Source organism: Pseudomonas abietaniphila, assembly GCF_900100795.1.
Classification (GTDB): domain Bacteria; phylum Pseudomonadota; class Gammaproteobacteria; order Pseudomonadales; family Pseudomonadaceae; genus Aquipseudomonas; species Aquipseudomonas abietaniphila.
This window is the reverse complement of sequence record NZ_FNCO01000020.1, coordinates 109,017-127,391: the sequence shown is the minus strand read 5'-3', so window position 1 is coordinate 127,391 and position 18,375 is coordinate 109,017. Positions and strand designations below refer to the sequence as shown.

17 protein-coding genes are annotated in these 18,375 nt (G+C 60.1%); 5 read left to right on the top strand and 12 right to left on the bottom strand.

The features are described from left to right. Positions 1 to 285 (bottom strand): pyridoxal-phosphate dependent enzyme (locus BLS87_RS28705; protein WP_143024500.1); only part of this gene is annotated, 285 nt, incomplete at its 3' end. Between the two features lie 262 nt (positions 286 to 547). Between BLS87_RS28705 and rpiA the strand changes: the two genes are divergently transcribed. Beyond that, positions 548 to 1,219, top strand: coding sequence for a ribose-5-phosphate isomerase RpiA (gene rpiA / locus BLS87_RS28700; protein WP_074758116.1), 672 nt, complete (start codon positions 548 to 550; stop codon positions 1,217 to 1,219). 163 nt (positions 1,220 to 1,382) lie between these two features. Here rpiA and BLS87_RS28695 read toward each other — a convergent pair whose 3' ends face one another. The 4 genes from BLS87_RS28695 to BLS87_RS28680 form a co-directional block, all read right to left on the bottom strand. Beyond that, the gene (locus tag BLS87_RS28695; protein ID WP_074758114.1) at positions 1,383 to 2,294 is read right to left on the bottom strand and encodes an SdiA-regulated domain-containing protein; all 912 of its coding nucleotides are present in this window, start codon (positions 2,292 to 2,294) and stop codon (positions 1,383 to 1,385) included. A 176-nt stretch (positions 2,295 to 2,470) separates the two neighbouring features. Then, complete coding sequence (locus tag BLS87_RS28690; protein ID WP_074758112.1) at positions 2,471 to 3,391, bottom strand: SdiA-regulated domain-containing protein; 921 nt, start codon at positions 3,389 to 3,391, stop codon at positions 2,471 to 2,473. Positions 3,392 to 3,566: 175 nt separating this feature from the next. Beyond that, entirely contained in the window at positions 3,567 to 4,232 is a 666-nt protein-coding gene (locus tag BLS87_RS28685; RefSeq protein ID WP_074758110.1) for a fumarylacetoacetate hydrolase family protein, read from the bottom strand. A 69-nt stretch (positions 4,233 to 4,301) separates the two neighbouring features. After that, the gene (locus tag BLS87_RS28680; protein WP_074758108.1) at positions 4,302 to 5,696 is read right to left on the bottom strand and encodes an FAD-binding oxidoreductase; all 1,395 of its coding nucleotides are present in this window, start codon (positions 5,694 to 5,696) and stop codon (positions 4,302 to 4,304) included. A 200-nt stretch (positions 5,697 to 5,896) separates the two neighbouring features. Here BLS87_RS28680 and serA point away from each other — a divergent pair, with 200 nt between their 5' ends. Continuing rightward, a complete protein-coding gene (gene serA / locus BLS87_RS28675) occupies positions 5,897 to 7,126 on the top strand; it encodes a phosphoglycerate dehydrogenase (protein WP_074758106.1) in 1,230 nt (409 codons plus the stop codon). 211 nt (positions 7,127 to 7,337) lie between these two features. Here serA and BLS87_RS28670 read toward each other — a convergent pair whose 3' ends face one another. Then, positions 7,338 to 7,775: a DUF4399 domain-containing protein gene (locus tag BLS87_RS28670; protein ID WP_074758104.1), complete on the bottom strand. Its 438-nt coding sequence runs from the start codon at positions 7,773 to 7,775 to the stop codon at positions 7,338 to 7,340. Between the two features lie 251 nt (positions 7,776 to 8,026). Then, entirely contained in the window at positions 8,027 to 8,665 is a 639-nt protein-coding gene (locus BLS87_RS28665; protein ID WP_074758102.1) for a 2OG-Fe(II) oxygenase, read from the bottom strand. A 195-nt stretch (positions 8,666 to 8,860) separates the two neighbouring features. On the opposite strand from BLS87_RS28665, the gene BLS87_RS28660 reads away from it, so the two are divergent. Continuing rightward, the gene (locus BLS87_RS28660) at positions 8,861 to 9,601 is read left to right on the top strand and encodes a DUF2059 domain-containing protein (RefSeq protein ID WP_074758100.1); all 741 of its coding nucleotides are present in this window, start codon (positions 8,861 to 8,863) and stop codon (positions 9,599 to 9,601) included. Positions 9,602 to 9,852: 251 nt separating this feature from the next. Here BLS87_RS28660 and bipL read toward each other — a convergent pair whose 3' ends face one another. Continuing rightward, the gene (gene bipL / locus BLS87_RS28655) at positions 9,853 to 10,809 is read right to left on the bottom strand and encodes a phospholipase BipL (RefSeq protein WP_074758098.1); all 957 of its coding nucleotides are present in this window, start codon (positions 10,807 to 10,809) and stop codon (positions 9,853 to 9,855) included. 106 nt (positions 10,810 to 10,915) lie between these two features. Here bipL and BLS87_RS28650 point away from each other — a divergent pair, with 106 nt between their 5' ends. After that, positions 10,916 to 11,503, top strand: a complete 588-nt coding sequence (locus BLS87_RS28650) for a DUF6436 domain-containing protein (RefSeq protein WP_208605215.1) — start codon at positions 10,916 to 10,918, stop codon at positions 11,501 to 11,503. A gap of 58 nt (positions 11,504 to 11,561) precedes the next feature. Here the strand turns inward: BLS87_RS28650 and BLS87_RS28645 are convergent, their stop codons facing one another. Continuing rightward, the gene (locus BLS87_RS28645) at positions 11,562 to 12,476 is read right to left on the bottom strand and encodes a ParB/Srx family N-terminal domain-containing protein (RefSeq protein ID WP_074758094.1); all 915 of its coding nucleotides are present in this window, start codon (positions 12,474 to 12,476) and stop codon (positions 11,562 to 11,564) included. 233 nt (positions 12,477 to 12,709) lie between these two features. On the opposite strand from BLS87_RS28645, the gene BLS87_RS28640 reads away from it, so the two are divergent. Next, the gene (locus tag BLS87_RS28640) at positions 12,710 to 15,109 is read left to right on the top strand and encodes a penicillin acylase family protein (RefSeq protein WP_074758092.1); all 2,400 of its coding nucleotides are present in this window, start codon (positions 12,710 to 12,712) and stop codon (positions 15,107 to 15,109) included. 276 nt (positions 15,110 to 15,385) lie between these two features. Here BLS87_RS28640 and BLS87_RS28635 read toward each other — a convergent pair whose 3' ends face one another. The 3 genes from BLS87_RS28635 to potA are packed head-to-tail and all read right to left on the bottom strand — an operon-like array spanning position 15,386 to position 18,332. Beyond that, positions 15,386 to 16,276: an ABC transporter permease subunit gene (locus BLS87_RS28635; RefSeq protein WP_074758090.1), complete on the bottom strand. Its 891-nt coding sequence runs from the start codon at positions 16,274 to 16,276 to the stop codon at positions 15,386 to 15,388. Then, on the bottom strand, positions 16,273 to 17,193 hold the full coding sequence (locus BLS87_RS28630) for an ABC transporter permease subunit (RefSeq protein ID WP_074758088.1): 921 nt from the start codon (positions 17,191 to 17,193) through the stop codon (positions 16,273 to 16,275). The genes BLS87_RS28635 and BLS87_RS28630 overlap by 4 nt, the downstream gene beginning before the upstream one ends. Beyond that, a complete protein-coding gene (potA, locus tag BLS87_RS28625) occupies positions 17,190 to 18,332 on the bottom strand; it encodes a polyamine ABC transporter ATP-binding protein (RefSeq protein ID WP_074758086.1) in 1,143 nt (380 codons plus the stop codon). Before potA ends, BLS87_RS28630 begins: the two co-directional genes overlap by 4 nt. Positions 18,333 to 18,375 lie beyond the last annotated feature (43 nt).

The following is an 18,375-nucleotide window of genomic DNA, read 5'->3' as shown; positions in this document are numbered from 1 at the left end:
CGTCGCCGACACACCCAGGGTCTTCGCCGCCAGCGCCAGGCCTTGCGCGTGGTTGCCCGCCGACGCCGTGACCACGCCCCGCGCCAGCTCTTCCGGGCTCAGCTGCGCCAGCTTGTTGTAGGCGCCACGGATCTTGAACGAGAACACCGGCTGCAGGTCTTCGCGCTTGAGCAGCACCTGGTTGCCCAGCCGCTCGGACAGCTGACGAGCACCGTGCAGAGGGGTTTCCACGGCCACGTCGTAGACGCGCGAGGTGAGGATTTTCTTGACGTACTGTTCGAGCATCGGGAAAGCATCACTGGCGAAAGGGGCAAGGCCGAGAAGTCTACCCCGCGACCCGACGCACGACCACACTAAGAGTCAGGCTTTAACCACGGCATGTCGTTATAATGCCGGCCCTCGGCATATTGCTATTCCCTGTAGGAGCGCGCTTGCCCGCGATGAGCAGTAACAGGCGACATGGATGTGTCGGCTGTACAGACCTCTTCGCGGGCAAGCGCGCTCCTACAGTTGCCCTTAACCTCAGGCCCTCGTGGAGCCCACCCGCATGACCCAGGATCAACTCAAACAGGCCGTCGCCCAGGCCGCTGTCGACTTCATCCTTCCGAAACTCGACGACAAAAGCATCGTGGGTGTCGGCACAGGCTCCACCGCCAACTGCTTCATTGACGCGCTGGCTCAACACAAGGGCGCATTCGACGGCGCCGTCGCCAGCTCCGAAGCCACCGCCGCTCGCCTCAAAGGCCACGGCATTCCGGTGTATGAGCTCAATACCGTGAGCGACCTGGAGTTCTACGTGGACGGCGCGGACGAAAGTGACGAGCACCTGAACCTGATCAAAGGCGGCGGCGCAGCCCTGACCCGCGAGAAGATCGTGGCCGCTGTGGCCAAGACGTTCATTTGCATCGCAGACGGCAGCAAGCTGGTGCCTGTGCTGGGCGCATTCCCGCTGCCGGTCGAAGTGATCCCGATGGCCCGCAGCCACGTTGCACGCCAACTGGTGAAGCTGGGCGGCGACCCGGTGTACCGCGAAGGCGTGCTGACCGACAACGGCAACATCATCCTCGACGTTCACAACATGAGCATCACCCACCCGGTGGAGCTCGAAGCCCAGATCAACGCCATCGTCGGCGTGGTCACCAACGGCCTGTTCGCGGCACGTCCGGCTGACCTGCTGCTGTTGGGCACTCAGGAAGGCGTGAAAACCCTGAAGCGCTGATCACTTTTCGATCAACGCAGCGCAGCGCTGGACTAAAACCCTGTGGGAGCAAATTCATTCGCGATGGGCCCGGACATCCGCTACATCTCCATCGGATGTGCCATCGCATCGCGAATGAATGCGCTCCCACAGGTACAGCGCAGCCATGAAACGTGAGTGTCGGTTACTTCTTCCTGAACACATAAAACAGGTTCGGCTCGCTCACCACGTACAACGTCCCGTCATCCCCCATCGCGATTCCCTCCGCCTGCGGCACGCTTTTGCTCAAGCCCATGCTGCCTTTGCTCAGCGACACGTTGCCGACGGGCCTGCCCTGCGTATCAAGCTCCAGTATTTGTCGAGACTCATCCGACAGCGCCAGCAAGTGCCCGCTGAGCTCATCGAACTGCAAGCTGGAAAGGTCCCGCACGAACAATCCGGCATCACGCCGTTTACTGGAGGTCACCTCAAGGACATTGGGCGAGCCCGGGGCAAGATTGGGAAAACCGCGCACTTCGATGATCTGAACCGGCTTGCGCTCTTTGGCCACAAACAGGCGCTGGCCCTGGTTGTCATACGCCAGGCCCTCGAAACCGCTGTTGCCGCCGGCGTCGATACCCAACGTCAGTTGCTCGGCATCGGCAGAATCCAGAAACAGCGTGTTGTCGTCGATGTGCACCTTGATCAGTCGCTGGTTGTACTCGTCGCTGATCACATAGGTGCCGGGGCTGATGTATTCGACGGCCTCGGCGTCACCGAAGCCGGTGAGGGGAATTCGCCGCACGATGCGCCCGTCGAGGCTCAGCTCAACCAGCTCCGGGTTTTTATTGGTGACCGTGAACAGGGTTTTTCGGTGCGGGTCGTAGCTCAGCGCCGAGACATTGTCTGGCAACCCATCAATGACGCGAGCCTCGATCACCACCTCATAATCATCGAGCCCCAGCGCTTGTGCATCGCTGGCCTGCCAGAACACATGCCAGTTGAACCAGAGACGCTCGACGACGCGGTATTCGCGGGCGACAAGGTAGGAACCCGCGAGCACGCACAGAACCAGCAGCGTGAGCAGGACGATTTTGAAGGGCGACAAACGACGCATGCAGTGAGCTCGGCGACAAACAGGAGGCGCTTTAATATCACCCTATCCTGAAACCAGCCTTAAAGCGCGCGCTGATCTGGCTTCTGCCCGGAGGGCGCAGGAGCGGCGCTTGTCCCGCGATCTGCGACCAGAATCAAAAACGTCCAGTCAACCCGGAATGCCGGAATCGCTTCCTTTTACTTCTTCTTGAACGAATAAAACAGGTTCGGCTCGCTGACCATATAAATAGTGCGATTCTCGTCCATGGTGACGCCTTCGGCGCGAGGAATGGTATGAGCCAGACCATTCAGACCCGTGACCAGCGCCATGAAACTCACCTTGTTGCCCTTTTCGTCCAGCTCCAGCAACAGGTGCGACTCAGCCGACAACACCAGCAGATGCCCGGTTTTCTGGTCGGCGTACAGCGCAGACAGGTTGCGCATGATCAGGTTGTCGTTCACCAGCTTGCGCTTGTCGCCCTTCAAGATGGCGCTGCCATCGGACTTCCAGCTGAACAGCGCGGGCGGGCGCTCTTCGCCCAGCAAGATCTGCTGGTTCCTGGCGTCCCAGGTCACGCCTTCGAACGCTTTGTTCTGATCGACCGACGGGCCCAGGTCGTATTTCGGGAAGTCCTTGATGTCCAGGGTCTTGGTGTCAGGCGTCACCGTGACCATCGTCATCAAGTGCTGACGCTCGTCGACAATGGCAATCAAGCCATTGCCCAACACCATCACCCCTTCCGGGTTGCTCCAGCCCACCAACGGGATTTTGCGCAAAACGTCTCCGGTCAGGCTCAGCTCAGCCAGGAATGCGTTCTTGCCCATCACCGAGTACAGGGTTTTGCTGACCGGGTCATAGGACAGATCCGACGCCTCGTCCTTTTCCAGTCCTACCATCGACTTGCCGTCGATATCGACTTTGTAGTCCGGCAGCCAGACGCTGGCCGCACGCTGCTCGGCGGAAGCACTTTGCTCGCGCAACCACAACAAGCCCCGATCGTCCCAATGCCATGCGTACGACAGGCCGACGAGGATCACCACCAGGGCAATCAACAACCAGGACCATTGAAAACGCGTGCGACGCGGGGGCTTGCTCAGTTGTTGTGCATCAACGGCCATCGAAACGATCCTGAAAGTTTTCATTGGCACAGCGGCAAGGCGCTGCGGTCGGCGACGGATTATCCAGATCGGTTGTGAAAAAAACGGCAACCTGGCAAACCGGTGTGTCCCTGAAACAAAAAAAGCCGCTTGTGAACCCTCACAAGCGGCCTTCAATAGCCGAACCCGTCATGAATCAGCGAACGTCGCTTTCGAAACGGCTTTGGCCCGGTAGCTCCAACACGATGTCGTCGCCGACCTGAAACGGCCCGACGCCCGCAGGCGTGCCGGTCATGATCAGGTCGCCTGCCTGCAGCGAGAATTGCGAGGCCATGTGCTGAATCATCGGCACGATGGGGTTGAGCATCTGGCTGCTGTTGCCGTCCTGGCGCACTTCGCCGTTGACGGTCAGGCGAATGGCGATGTCGGCCAGGTCCGGGTACGCGTCGGCCGACACGAACGGCGCAATCACCGCCGCGCCGTCGAACGATTTGGCGATCTCCCAAGGCAGGCCTTTCTCCTTCAATTTGGACTGCACGTCGCGCAGCGTCAGATCAAGGCCCGGCGCGAAACCGGAGATCGCATCCAGCACTTCTTCCCGGCTCGGGTTCTTGCTCAGCGGTTTGCCGATCAGTACCACGATTTCAGCTTCGTAGTGCACCGAGCCACGGTCCTGCGGGATGGTGAAGCCGCCTTCGATCCCGACCACGCAGCTGCCGGGTTTGATGAACAGAAGGGGCTCGGTTGGCACCGGGTTATCCAGTTCCTTGGCGTGTTCGGCGTAGTTACGGCCGATGCAGACCACTTTACCCAAGGGAAAATGGACCTTGGTACCGTCGACATACTTGTGCTGATAGCTCATGAGCGCTCCTGAATACGGGTCTTGCTGCTTGTCTTTATCGTGTGAAACGGCCAGCGGGCAGAGCGAAGCTTACACCGTGAAAATCTTTCCGGGGTTCATGATGCCATTGGGGTCGAACACCGCCTTGACCGCTTTCATGTAGTCGATTTCCACGGGCGAGCGGCTGTACTCGAGGTAGTCGCGTTTGACCAGGCCAACGCCATGCTCGGCCGAGATCGAGCCGTTGTACTTCTCAACGATCTCGAACACCCACTTGTTGACGGTGGCGCACTTGGCGAAGAACTCTTCCTTGGGCAAGTCTTCCGGCTTGAGGATATTCAAGTGCAGGTTGCCGTCACCGATGTGGCCGTACCAGACGACCTCGAAGTCGGGGTAGTGCTCGCTGACGATTGCGTCGATCTCGTTCAGGAACGCCGGGACTTTCGACACAGTGACCGAGATGTCGTTTTTGTACGGCGTCCAGTGGGAGATGGTTTCGGACAGGTACTCGCGCAGTTTCCACAGGTTCTGCAACTGCTGCTGGCTCTGGCTCATCACGCCATCAATAACCCAGCCTTGTTCCACGCAGTGTTCGAATGTTGCCAGCGCCTCGTTGGCGATCTCGTCGTTGCTCGCCTCGAATTCCAGCAGGGCATAGAACGGGGTCTTGGTCGCAAACGGCTCGGGCACATCGCCCCGCGCCATGATGCGGGCTAGCCCCTTGTCGGAGAAAAACTCGAACGCTGTCAGGTCGAGCTTGCCGTGAAACGCATGCAGCACCGGCATGATCGCGTCGAAATCCGGTGTACCCAAAACCATGCAGGTCAGGTTCTTGGGCGCGCGGTCCAGACGCATCGTCGCCTCGACGACAAAGCCGAGCGTGCCTTCGGCGCCGATGAACAACTGACGCAGGTCGTAGCCGGTGGCGTTCTTGATCAGGTCCTTGTTCAGCTCGAGGATGTCGCCCTTCCCGGTGACCACCTTCAAGCCGGACACCCAGTTACGGGTCATGCCGTAGCGAATGACCTTGATCCCGCCCGCATTGGTGCCGATGTTGCCGCCGATCTGACTGGAGCCGGACGAGGCGAAGTCCACCGGGTAATAAAGGCCGTTTTCTTCCGCGAAGTTCTGCAGCTGTTTAGTGACCACGCCTGGCTGGCAGCGCACGGTGCGATCGGTGACGTTGAGTTCGAGGATCTGGTTCATGTAATCGAACGAAACCACCACCTCGCCGTTCATCGCCACCGCCGCGCCGGACAGCCCGGTCCGGCCGCCGGAAGGCACCAGTGCGACCCTGTGCTCGTTGGCCCACAGCACAATGGCTTGAACCTGTTCGGTGGTTTTGGGGAAGACAATGGCGCTGGGCGCAGGGGTGTACTGACGGGTCCAGTCCTTGCCATAAGCTTCAAGGGAGGCCGCGTCCGTGAGGACTTTTCCGGGCTCAACCAAGGTCTTCAGCGCTTCGATTACGGCAACGTCGATCATGGGCGAACTCTCGAACTATTCATGGTCATCCTGAGAACGCTTCACGTCGCAGGAGCGGGTATTTAGCGGGGCACATATGCTAGCATACCGCCCCCGCAGAGACGTGCCTGAGGCCGACCTGCGATGGCGCCGTTGCGCCGTGAGGCCAGCTCAAGCTGTCCATTCCCTGCCATTTTTTTCCGGGACACAGGTTTACGCAGATGAGCAAGACTTCCCTCGACAAGAGCAAGATCAAGTTCCTTCTTCTCGAAGGCGTCCACCAATCCGCAGTCGACGTCCTCAAGGCCGCCGGTTACACCAGCATCGAGTACCACACCAAGTCTCTGCCGGAAGCCGAGCTGAAGGAAAAGATTGCCGACGCTCACTTCATCGGTATCCGTTCTCGCACTCAACTGACCGAAGAAATGTTCGACTGCGCCAAGAAACTGGTCGCGGTGGGCTGCTTCTGCATCGGTACCAACCAGGTCGACCTGAACGCCGCTCGCGAGCGTGGTATCGCCGTCTTCAACGCCCCCTATTCCAACACCCGTTCGGTGGCGGAACTGGTGCTGGCCGAGGCGATTCTGCTGCTGCGCGGCATCCCGGAAAAGAACGCGTCCTGCCACCGTGGTGGCTGGATCAAAAGCGCTGCCAACTCGTTCGAAATCCGTGGCAAGAAACTGGGCATCATCGGCTACGGCTCTATCGGTACTCAGCTGTCGGTTCTGGCTGAAAGCCTGGGCATGCAGGTGTTCTTCTTCGACCCGCTGACCAAGCTGCCGCTGGGCAACGCGACCCAGGTCCCTAGCCTGACCGAGTTGCTGGGCCTGGCCGACATCGTCTCGCTGCACGTGCCTGAGCTGCCGTCCACGCAAATGATGATTGGCGAGAAAGAAATCCGCGCCATGAAGAAAGGCGCGATCCTGATCAACGCCGCGCGCGGCACTGTGGTGGATCTCGACGCCCTGGCCAGCGCGATCAAGGACCAGCACCTGATCGGCGCGGCCATCGACGTGTTCCCGGTCGAGCCTCGCTCCAACGATGACATCTTCGAAAGCCCCCTGCGTGGCCTGGACAACGTGATCCTGACCCCGCACATCGGTGGCTCCACCGCCGAAGCCCAGGCCAACATCGGTCTGGAAGTGGCCGAGAAGCTGGTCAAGTACAGCGACAACGGTACGTCGGTGTCCTCGGTCAACTTCCCTGAAGTGGCCCTGCCGGCTCACCCGGGCAAGCACCGTCTGCTGCACATTCACGAAAACATCCCGGGCGTGCTCAGCGAGATCAACAAGGTGTTCGCAGAAAACGGCATCAACATCTCCGGTCAGTTCCTGCAGACCAACGAGAAAGTCGGTTATGTGGTCATCGACGTCGACGCCGAATACTCGGACCTGGCGCAAGAGAAGCTGCAGCACATCAAAGGCACCATCCGTAGCCGCGTTCTGTTCTAAGCCGCTTTTTCAGGGCCATGAAAAAAGGAGACCTTCGGGTCTCCTTTTTTGTGCCTGCCGTTAATGCGCTACACGGTCGGCACACCTTCTGTGGGAGCGAATTCATTCGCGATGAGGGCGGTGCATCCAATACAGATTTATCGCCTGAAACTCAGCATCGCGAATAAATTCGCTCCCACAGGGAAAGGCGTCACCCACGCCTACAAATGCGTCACTTCACCGTAATCGTGATCTTCTGCGACTCAACCACCGGGTTCAGCGGCACGTGGCTCTTGTCACCCATCAGCAGCTGCAAGGTGTGTTTACCCGGGGTGAGGTTCAGTTCGGTTTCGGTCTGGCCTTTGCCGAAGTGACGAATGTTGTCGGTGGTCGGCAGGGGCGCGTTCATGTCCGGCTGATCCTTCACGTCGATCAGCAGGTGATGGTGACCCGTGTCTGGCACGTCAACGCCCGCAGGTGCGACGCCCATACCCTTGAGGCCGAACTGAACTTTGAACGCACCGCTGACGACAGCGCCGTCCTTGGGCGAGATGATGTAAACCTCGGCGCCAGCGGGCGAAGGGGTCCGTGGCACATCGGCAGCCTGAGCCAGAAAGGTCGAGCCAAGGAGCAGGCCAGCCAGGGCAGTTCTTGCGAATAGGGTCTTCATGATCTCTCCGGTTCTTGATCTTGTGAACGCTTGGCGTCGGACCGTGAGCGCAAAGGGCCGTTTCACGACCCACTGATAAACGCTCAAGCATGGCCTGTACCTTAGCCCCGCTTGAGACCGACGTGTGCAGCTAACCGGATTTATGTAGAAGATTTCATGTTTTCGCGGCCCCGACAGCCCTGCTGAATGACGACCGCTCCCACAGCAGATCGGATCTCAGCCGTGAGTATGAGTCGCCAGCCGCAGGTCGCTCAAAGCTCAAACGGCTCATTGCCCCGTCGGCGGAACCAGCCGGTCAGCGACAGGCGCTCGCGGGTAGAAGGCAGGACTTCATGCGGCATGTCGCCGGAGAGAAACACCACCAGACATCCACCGGTGGGTTGCACGTCATACTCGGCGCCGTCCTTGAGGAACATGCGCAGTTGACCGCCATGCTCCGGCAGCCACGCGTCATTGAGGTAGATCACCGCCGACACCATGCGCTTGTCGTCGTCGCGGAAACGGTCAACGTGCTTGCGATAGAAAGCGCCCGGCGGGTACAGCGCGAAATGGCTCTCGTAATCCTCAAGCCCCAGGAACAGCCCGCGATTGAGCGCCTGACGCAAGCTGTCCATCAGCTCCAGGTAACGGTCGCAAGGCTCGGCCTGTCCCGGTTCCAGCCACTGAATGTGATCACCCCGAATCCCTTCACGCACTTCCTGCGCAGGGCCGCGCCCGACCGCTGCGGGCGCAAGTTCACCCTGGGCTGCCCGCTGGCGACACTCAAGCGCCAGCTCACGGGTGAGACTGTCCGGCAGGAAAATATTCTGCTGCGACCAGCCACGCTCGGCCAGGTCGTCGACGATTCGTAACAGCAGGGGGTGATCAGGGGATATGCGCATGGCGCGCATAGTATCCATACGCCGATCAATCCAACAGAGCCCGTGGTCCGCCAGCCGAGGAATATTTTTTCAGGTTTAAAAACCCATGGCCGATTTACACGTAACCGGGCCGAACGCATCGGTTTTCTTGGGGTCTGGCAACTGTTAACTCGACAAATCCCCGCCGCCCCGCCGAGAATAGCGGCCTGCCGACAGGAGTCTCTAATGCGCCGTCTGTTTTTCCTGATGTTGATGTTCTGCACCATGCCCGCCTGGGCAGACGGCCACGACCAGCTGTACAAGGTCGCCGGCTGGCCAGAACAGCGCGCGCATTTCAACGACGCCCTCAAAGCCGCACAACAGCGCTACAAGAACAGCCTGCCGCCTGCCGTGTTCGACGCGCTGGTGAACAACAGCAACCAGCGCTTCGCTCCTCAGGCCATGGACCAGCGTGCCGAACAGAGACTGCGTCAGACCCTGACGGACCCCAACCCCGCCCTGCAGTTCTTCCAGTCACCTCTGGGCCGCAAGATCGTCAACGCCGAACTCACCGCCACGCGCCCCGACCAACTGGCAAAGAACGCGCAGGGGTTGCCTAAGATGCAGGCCAGCGACAACCGCCTGCTCATCATCGGTCACCTGGTCAGCGCGCTGCCTGCCAAAGAGGCGGGCGCAGAAGTGAGCCTGGCCATCGCCGGCGTGGCAGCCGACAGCCTGAGCTCGATGATTCCGGGACTGATGGGCGGAGGAACGACACAGGCCATGCTCGACGGTCAGCGCGAGCGGCTGATGGCGCAGATCAGCAACGACATGAGCAACACGCTGTTGTACGTCTACCGCGACTTGTCAGACTCGGAGCTGGACGAGTTCTCGACCTTTGCCGAGTCCAACGAAGGCAAGGCCTATTATCAGGCCGCCCTGGCCGCGATTCGCGCGGGGTTGGCGGTTGGGCAGAACGTGAAGTAGTCAACTCTGGGGCTAGCGACTTCACTGCAGGAGCCGGCTTGCTGGCGAACGCGGTGTGTCATTCAACCCTGGTGTGTCTGAACGGATGCATTCGCCAGCAAGCCGGCCCACAGGTCTCAGCACAAGTTTGCGCATCAACCCGATCCCTGTAGGACGTCCGAGGTTACGAGGGCAGCGAATGCGGTGCGTCATCCAGCATCAATGTAGCTGAACCACCGCATTCGCCAGGCCGGCTCCTACAGGTAAAGGCCTCAGGATATCTGGGTCTGCACCATCCGCCGAGTCAAAAACTCAAAGAACCGCTCGCGTATCTCCGGCAATTCATTGGCCAGGTGATGCCGCGCCTCGTGCAGCATGAAAATCTGCGGGTGATCGAATTTGTCGTTGAGCACCGCAAGGTTGTGGCTCCAGTCCACGGTCATGTCGGACTCGCCTTGCACGATCAACGGACTGCGGCGGCTGCGGGGCGCGTGTTCTATGCGCTCGATCCATTTGGCCAGCGCCCCGACCCACGCCGTCGGCAAGCGCCGGGGCTGCAACGGGTCGGCCATCAGAAACGGCAGAAACGCAGGCGCATTGGAGTTCTCGCTGAAGCGTCGGTCGATGCCTTTGACGAACGCCCGCAACAGGTAATAACTGACTTTCGACCAGGTCCATCCCCTCGGTCGTACCAACGGCGCGAGCAGGATCGACTGCCCTTGTGCCGGGCTTTCATCGCCGTGATTAAGCAGGTGGTCAATCACGATGGCGCCGCCCGTGCTCTGTCCACACAGGTGCCAGGGTTTGGGCAGTTGGAGAGTCTCGGCCTCGACGAACAACCGGTCGAGCACCAGCTGATATTCGGCAAAGTCGATAATGCTCGCCCGGCTCCCGCTAGACAGTCCATGCCCTGGCAGATCACAGGACACCACTGCAAAGCCCAGCTCCAGCGCCCACTCGATGACGTGCCGGTACAACCCCATGTGATCGTAGAAGCCATGCACCAAAACCAGCGTCGCGACCGGGTTCTCAGGCATCCAGAGTTGGGTGACGATCTCGTAGCCGCCGACCTCGAAGCGACCGAGACGGCTGTTGACCAGACCATCACGACCGAGCCCGGCCAGGGTGTAGAAACGCTGGTAAGCCAGGCCTTCATCGGACATCGGCTGCCGGGCGCTCAACGGTTGCAGACTGGCCCGCAGGTGATCGGGGTCGAACGTGTTGGACATCGGTAATCCATCAGCCAAACAGGAAATAAAAAGTGACGACTGCCCGTGAGTTTCTTCTGTCCACTCAGGCGTGGCAAGCTACGTCACCCAAATCGAAGCCCGCCCCATGACTGTCCACCCAAGCACTCGACATCGCACTGCATTCATTGCGCTGACTACGGTCATCTGCGCGGCGGCGTTATGGGCAGGCTATGAATGGTTTGAGGGCCGATACATCCGTGCGTTCAGTGATCAGACGGCGTTGTTTGCCGGCGATGTCCTGAGCCTGCCGCCAGCGCTGGCCGGACCGGGGCGTATCAGGGTCGTGCATTTCTGGGACCCGGCCTGCCCCTGCAACGTCGGCAATCAGGAACACCTGAGCCAGCTCGTGGAGCATTTCGCGGGCGCCAATGGCGTGGATTTCTATGCGGTCCAGAAGCCGGGCACTCATGGAAAACTGCCGTCTACCTTGAGCGCGATCAAACCCCTTGGCAGCCTGCCGGGTGCCGAGCGGATCACCGCCAGCCCTGCGGTCGCGATCTGGGACCGTCAGGGCAGGCTTGCGTATTTCGGGCCTTACAGCGAAGGGCTGATCTGCAATTCACAGAACAGCTTTATCGAGCCGATCCTTCTGGCGCTCAAAAGCGATCGCCCGGTCAGCGCCACACATACCATGGCGGTCGGCTGCTATTGCCCTTGGCTGGGTCCTGACTGACTCAGATCTTATGATCGCCGGGCTCCCACAGATTGCTCGCCGCCATCAGGGCCATCGATCAGTGCGTGTCCTTGTAATCGATCACGTACGGCAGCTTCTCACTCGCAGTCTTGGTCAACGCCTTGCGCTTCACCGACTTGAAACCACCTAGCTGTTTCGCCGTCAGACCGCCGCCGATGGTCTTGCTCAACGGCGGCTTAACCATCAAATCACTCGCTGCCTGCAACGCCTGGTGATAACCGCTGCGTTCGCTGAGGTTGAAGTCCGCCAGCTTGAGCCGGTCACGCAGCCAGTCAGCCCAATAAAACTCCAGAAATTCCGGAGACACATCGCCAGCCTTGGGTTTGTCATAGGCGGCGCCACGAACGAAATAGACGATGCTGCGCAGGAGGTCGTTCTGCATCGATTTCAAGCCAACGTGCGCGGGCAATTGATCGGGTGAAAGCGCTTGGCCGTTGCCGTCCTTAAGCCAGACTTTGTGGGCCTTTTCCATGCGTTTCCAGAATGTCGCCATGTCGGCGCTGTCGCTGAAAACGTCGGTGATGCGCACCTTCATCTTCAGTTGCGCCCCTGCACCGGGCTGCTCCCACAGCGTGGTGAAGGTGTGATGACCATCCGTGAGATAGAACTGGCCACCGGGACCGACCACCACGGTTTTCATCTCTTCAGGATGGGCGTTTGGTTCGTCCTTGCAGGTGAAGCTTTCAGGCTTCAGTGGGTCGGCGCTTTCACTGACGGGTTTCGCTTCATCCTGACCGTTGCTTTCGCAGATCTCATCGAACAGCTTCTGGCGATCCTTGGCGAAGCGCTCAAGCTTGTAATACACCTGATCGAACCCGATCACCGCCTGCGTGGGGTGGACCTGGTCAAGCGTGACTTCGATGACATCGCCGGGCTTGGGGCCGGTGAAGGCGACTGCCTGAGCAGAAAGCAGCGCCAACAAAAGCGTCAGGGCGCAAGATTGAAATCGCATGGGTAAAGCCCTTTGGTGGCGTAGGAAGGAGCTTAACGCAATAAGATCTGATGCGAGTCGCCTACCTGTAGGAGCGCGCTTGCCCGCGGATCAGGCGGCACGGCCTATCAGGAAACCTACGTTATCGTTCATCGCGGGCGCTCCTACACAATCGGGTGTCATCGCCGCCTACCCAGCGTCGCGCCGATTCTGTAGCCTGCGAAACCTTCTCAATCACCTTTTGAGCCTTCTGGATGAAACGCAGCCTTTCCGTCATCGCTTTGTTGATCCTCCTGATCGCTGGCGGCGGTGCCTGGTATATCCACAGCAAACAACCGGTGCGCAACGGCGAGCTGGCGCTGAACAGTCTCAAGGCGCCGGTCAGTGTGCGTTACGACGAACGCGGCGTGCCGCACATCAAGGCCGAAAATCAGGACGACCTGTACCGCGCGCTGGGTTATGTGCACGCGCAGGATCGCCTGTTCCAGATGGAAATACTGCGCAGGCTCGCCCGTGGCGAATTGGCCGAAATCCTCGGACCGAAGCTGGTCAACACCGACAAACTGTTCCGCAGCCTGCGCATTCGTGAACATGCCGACGAATACGTGGCCCGCCAAGACAAGAACACGCCTGCCTGGAAGGCCCTAGAAGCCTATCTGGATGGCGTGAACCAGTTTCAGGCGACTCACCCCAGACCCGTCGAATTCGACGTGCTGGGCATCGACAAGCGTCCTTTTACCGCAGAAGACACCCTGAGCATTGGCGGCTATCTGGCGTACAGTTTTGCGGCCGCGTTTCGTACCGAACCGCTGCTGACTTATGTGCGCGATCAGCTCGGGCCGCAGTACTTGAAGGTCTTCGATCTCGACTGGCAAACCCAAGGCGCGTTGGGCCAGGGGCCTGCGCTGAGCAGCAAGGACTGGAGAGGCCTGAGCGACCTGGCGCTGCTCAGCCAGCAAGCGCTGGAGGATGCAGGCCTGCCGCAATTCGAGGGCAGCAATGCCTGGGCGGTGTCAGGCAGTCGCACGCAGAGCGGCAAGCCGTTGCTGGCGGGCGATCCGCACATTCGGTTCTCGGTGCCCGCAGTGTGGTACGAAGCGCAGCTGTCCGCTCCCGGCTTCGAGTTATACGGCCACTTTCAGGCGCTCAATCCGTTCGCCCTCCTCGGCCACAACATGGATTTCGGCTGGAGCCTGACCATGTTCCAGAACGACGACGTCGACCTGATCGCCGAGAAGGTCAACCCCGAGAACCCCAATCAGATCTGGTACCACGGCGCGTGGGCAGAGATGACCTCGCGGCCCGAGCAGATCAAGGTCAAAGGCGAATCGCCGATTACCTTCACGCTGCGCCAGTCGCCCCACGGCCCGATCGTCAACGACGTACTGAACGCCAGAGGTATTCAAGAGCACGCCGATACGCCGGTTGCCATGTGGTGGTCGTTCCTGGAGTCCGAGAACCCGATCCTGCAAGGCTTCTACGAAGCCAACCGCGCCGACACGCTGGACAAGATGCGCAGCGCCGCCGAGAAGATCCAGTCACCGGGCCTGAACGTGGTCTACGCCAACGCCAAAGGCGATATCGGCTGGTGGGCAGCCGCTCAGTTGCCCAAGCGTCCGGCAGGCGTAAACCCGGCCTTTCTTCTCGACGGCAGCACCAGCCAGGCCGACAAGGACGGGTTCTATCCTTTCAGCGCCAACCCTCAGGAAGAAAACCCGGCGCGGGGTTATATCGTGTCGGCCAACTTCCAGCCCGTGTCGCCAACGGGAATGGAAATTCCGGGCTACTACAACCTCGCCGAACGCGGTCGTCAGTTGAACAGGCAACTGAGTGATCCGTCGGTGAAGTGGAACCTGGAAAACAGCCAGGCGCTGCAATTGGGCACCCGGACTGACTATGCCGCGCAGATTCTCAAACCCTTGATTCCCGTGCTGCGTCGGGTCATCACCGATCCTGAAGAGCACGATCTGATCGAACGCCTGGCTGCCTGGAAAGGCGATTATTCAGTCGATTCGGTAGGCGCGACGCTCTTCAACCAGTTCCTCTACAACCTCTGCGACCAGACCTTTCGCGATGAACTGGGAGACGGGCTGTTCGCAACCCTGCTCTCGACGCGCGTGATCGACATGGCGCTGCCGAAACTTGCCGCCGATGCCAATTCCCCCTGGTGGAACAACCGTAACTCGCCCGAACCGGAAAGCCGCGACAACACCGTGAAAGTGGCGTGGCATGCGACGGTGTCTCATTTGAAGTCGCTCTACGGGCTGAACGCAGACGAGTGGACCTGGGGCAAGGCGCACACATTGACACACGAACATCCGCTGGGCCGGCAGCCGCCGCTGGACATGCTGTTCAACGTCGGCCCGTTTGCCGCGCCCGGGACCCATGAAGTGCCGAATAACCTGTCGGCGAGCATCACCACTGCCCCCTGGCCTGTGACCTATGGCCCGTCGACTCGGCGCCTGATCGACTTCGCCGACCCGGCCCATGCGCTGGGCATCAACCCGGTTGGGCAAAGCGGCGTGCTGTTCGATAAGCACTACGCCGATCAGGCACAGCGCTACATCGCCGGCCAGTACGTGCCGGAGCAGTTCAGTGAGGGGGATGTGGCGGGGAACAGCAAAGAGGAGTTGCGGTTGGTGCCGAGTCACTGACGACATCGATCACACGTAGGAGTGTGGCGTGTCCCACGATTAGCGGGGAACCCGTCGCAAACCCGGTACATACGGCCTGTCTGGCAGATCGCATTCACAGGGTTTGCTGCCGGTCCCCGTCAGATCGCGGGACAAGCCACGCTCCTACAGGCTCAACATCAGCTGTGATCTTTGATCGTTCCCACGCTCCGCGTCCACCGATCAACGACGCAAAGCGTCAGCGGATGCATTCCCACGCGGGGCGGGGGAATGATCATGACTTGCTGCTGGACCCGCTCAAACTGACTCAACCACCTGAGCACGGCGCACATCCGGCTGTTTCCAGCCATCCGCCGCTGCCTCTTCGATGGCTTGCTGGATCGCCTTTCTGCGCTTCTCTTCTGCACGACGGCTGAAGAACCACACCAGGAACGTCGCGATCGACACGGCCAGCAGAATCAGGCTGGCAATGGCGTTGATCTCTGGCTTCACACCCAGGCGCACGGCCGAGAACACTTCCATCGGCAAGGTCGTCGAACCAGGGCCCGACACGAAGCTCGCCAACACCAGGTCATCCAGCGACAGCGCGAAGGACATCATGGCGCCCGCGGCCAGCGACGGTGCGATCATCGGGATGGTGATCAGGAAGAACACCTTCCACGGTCGCGCGCCCAGATCCATCGCCGCTTCCTCGATGGACATGTCGAGCTCACGCAGACGGGCCGACACCACTACCGCCACATACGCCGCACAGAACGTCGTGTGGGCGATCCAGATCGTGACGACGCCACGCTCCTGCGGCCAGCCGATCCACTGCGCCATCGCCACGAACAGCAGCAACAGTGACAGACCGGTGATGACCTCAGGCATGACCAACGGCGCGGTCACCAGACCGCCGAAGAACGTACGCCCTTTGAAGCGCGTCACGCGGGTCAGCACGAACGCCGCCATGGTGCCGAGGGCAACCGCCGCGACTGAGGTGTAGCAGGCGATTTCCAGCGAACGGGCCACTGCGCTCATCAGTTGGGTGTTGTCGAGCAGGCCGACGTACCACTTCACCGACCAGCCGCCCCAGACCGTCACCAGTTTGGAGGCGTTGAACGAGTAAATCACCAGGATGACCATGGGCGCGTAGATGAAGACCAGCCCCAGTACCAACATCAGGTTCGAGAATCGGAAGCCTCTCATGCTTTGCCCTCCAGTTCTTTGGCCTGGCTACGGTTGAACAGAATGATCGGCACGATAAGGATCAACAGCATCACCACCGCCAGCGCAGACGCCACCGGCCAGTCGCGGTTGTTGAAGAACTCCTGCCACAGGACTTTACCGATCATCAGCGTCTCGGGGCCGCCCAGCAATTCAGGGATAACGAACTCACCCACCACCGGGATGAACACCAGCATGCAGCCAGCGATGATGCCGTTTTTCGACAGCGGCACGGTGATCTTCCAGAAGCTGTTGAAGGTGCTCGAACCGAGGTCCGACGCGGCTTCCAGCAGGCTTTGATCGTGCTTCACCAGGTTGGCGTACAGCGGCAGAATCATGAACGGCAGGTACGAGTACACCACGCCGATGTAGACCGCCAGGTTGGTGTTGAGAATCTGCAACGGCTCGTGGATCACGCCGAGCCACATCAGGAACGCATTGAGCAGGCCGTTGTTGCTGAGGATGCCCATCCAGGCATACACGCGGATCAGGATGGCCGTCCAGGTTGGCATCATGATCAGCAGCAACAGCACCGTCTGCATTTCCTTGCGGGCGATAGAGATGCCGTAGGCCATCGGATAGCCGATCAACAGGCACAGCAAGGTGCTGAAGAAGGCCATTTTCAGCGAGCCCAGGTACGCCGAAATGTACAGGTCGTCCCCGGTCAACAACGCGTAGTTGGCGAAGTTGAGCACGATGTCGAGCTTCTGCTCGGCGTACGTGAAGATCTCGGTGTACGGCGGAATCGCGACGTCGGCTTCGGCGAAACTGATTTTAATAACGATCAGAAACGGCAGCGCGAAAAACAGGAACAGCCAGAGGAATGGAACCCCGATGACCGCCTGACGGCCATTGGGCGTTATTCGGTTGAGCGCACGTTTGATTTTTCGAATTTTCATGACCGCAGTACCACGCCGCTGTCGTCTTCCCACCAGACGAACACTTCGTCGTCCCAGGTCGGCCGCGCGCCACGGCGCTCGGCGTTGGCAACAAAGGACTGAACCAGCTTGCCGCAGGCCAGTTGCACGTAGAACACCGAGTGACCGCCCAGATAAGCGATGTCGTGGACCTTGCCGCGCGACCAGTTGTATTCGTAGGCCGGCTGCTCGGTGGTGATCAGCAGTTTTTCCGGGCGAATAGCGTAGGTAATGTGCTTGTCTTCCACCGAGGTGCTGACCCCGTGGCCGACGTAGATATTGCGCTCAAGCTCGGGGCTGCGAATCAGCGCGTGACCTTCCATGTCCTCGATGACTTCACCGTCGAACAGGTTGACGTTGCCGATGAACTCACAGACCAGACGGCTGGTAGGTGTTTCGTAGATGTCGACCGGGCTGCCGATCTGGGCGATCCAGCCCAAGTGCATGATCGCGATGCGCTGGGCCATGGTCATGGCCTCTTCCTGGTCGTGGGTCACCATCACGCACGTCACACCGACGCGCTCGATGATCTCCACCAGCTCCAGTTGCATCTGCGAACGCAGCTTCTTGTCCAGCGCGCCCATCGGCTCGTCGAGCAACAGCAGCTTCGGCTTCTTGGCCAGCGACCGCGCCAGCGCCACACGCTGACGTTGACCACCGGACAGTTGGTGCGGCTTGCGCTTGGCGTACTGGGTCATCTGCACCAGCTTGAGCATCTCGGCGACACGAGCCTCGACCTCGGCCTTGGGCAGCTTGTCCTGCTGCAGACCGAAGGCGATGTTCTGCGCCACGGTCATGTGCGGAAAGAGCGCGTAGGACTGGAACATCATGTTGATCGGACGTTCGTACGGCGGCATGTCGGTGATGTCGACGCCGTCGAGGAAGATCCGGCCCTCGGTCGGTCGCTCGAAACCGGCCAGCATGCGCAGGAGCGTGGACTTCCCTGAACCAGAACCGCCAAGCAAGGCGAAGATCTCGCCCTTGTTGATCTGCAGAGACACATCGTCCACAGCAACCGTCTCATCGAACTTCTTCGTGACCCGATCGATTTTGACCAGCACCTGTTTCGGTTGCTGACCACCCTCAAGGGCTTTTTTGTAGGCGCCGGAGGCAACTGCCATGGGTGAAACTCCCAACTGTTTTTGCGCCCGGCCAATACGGCCG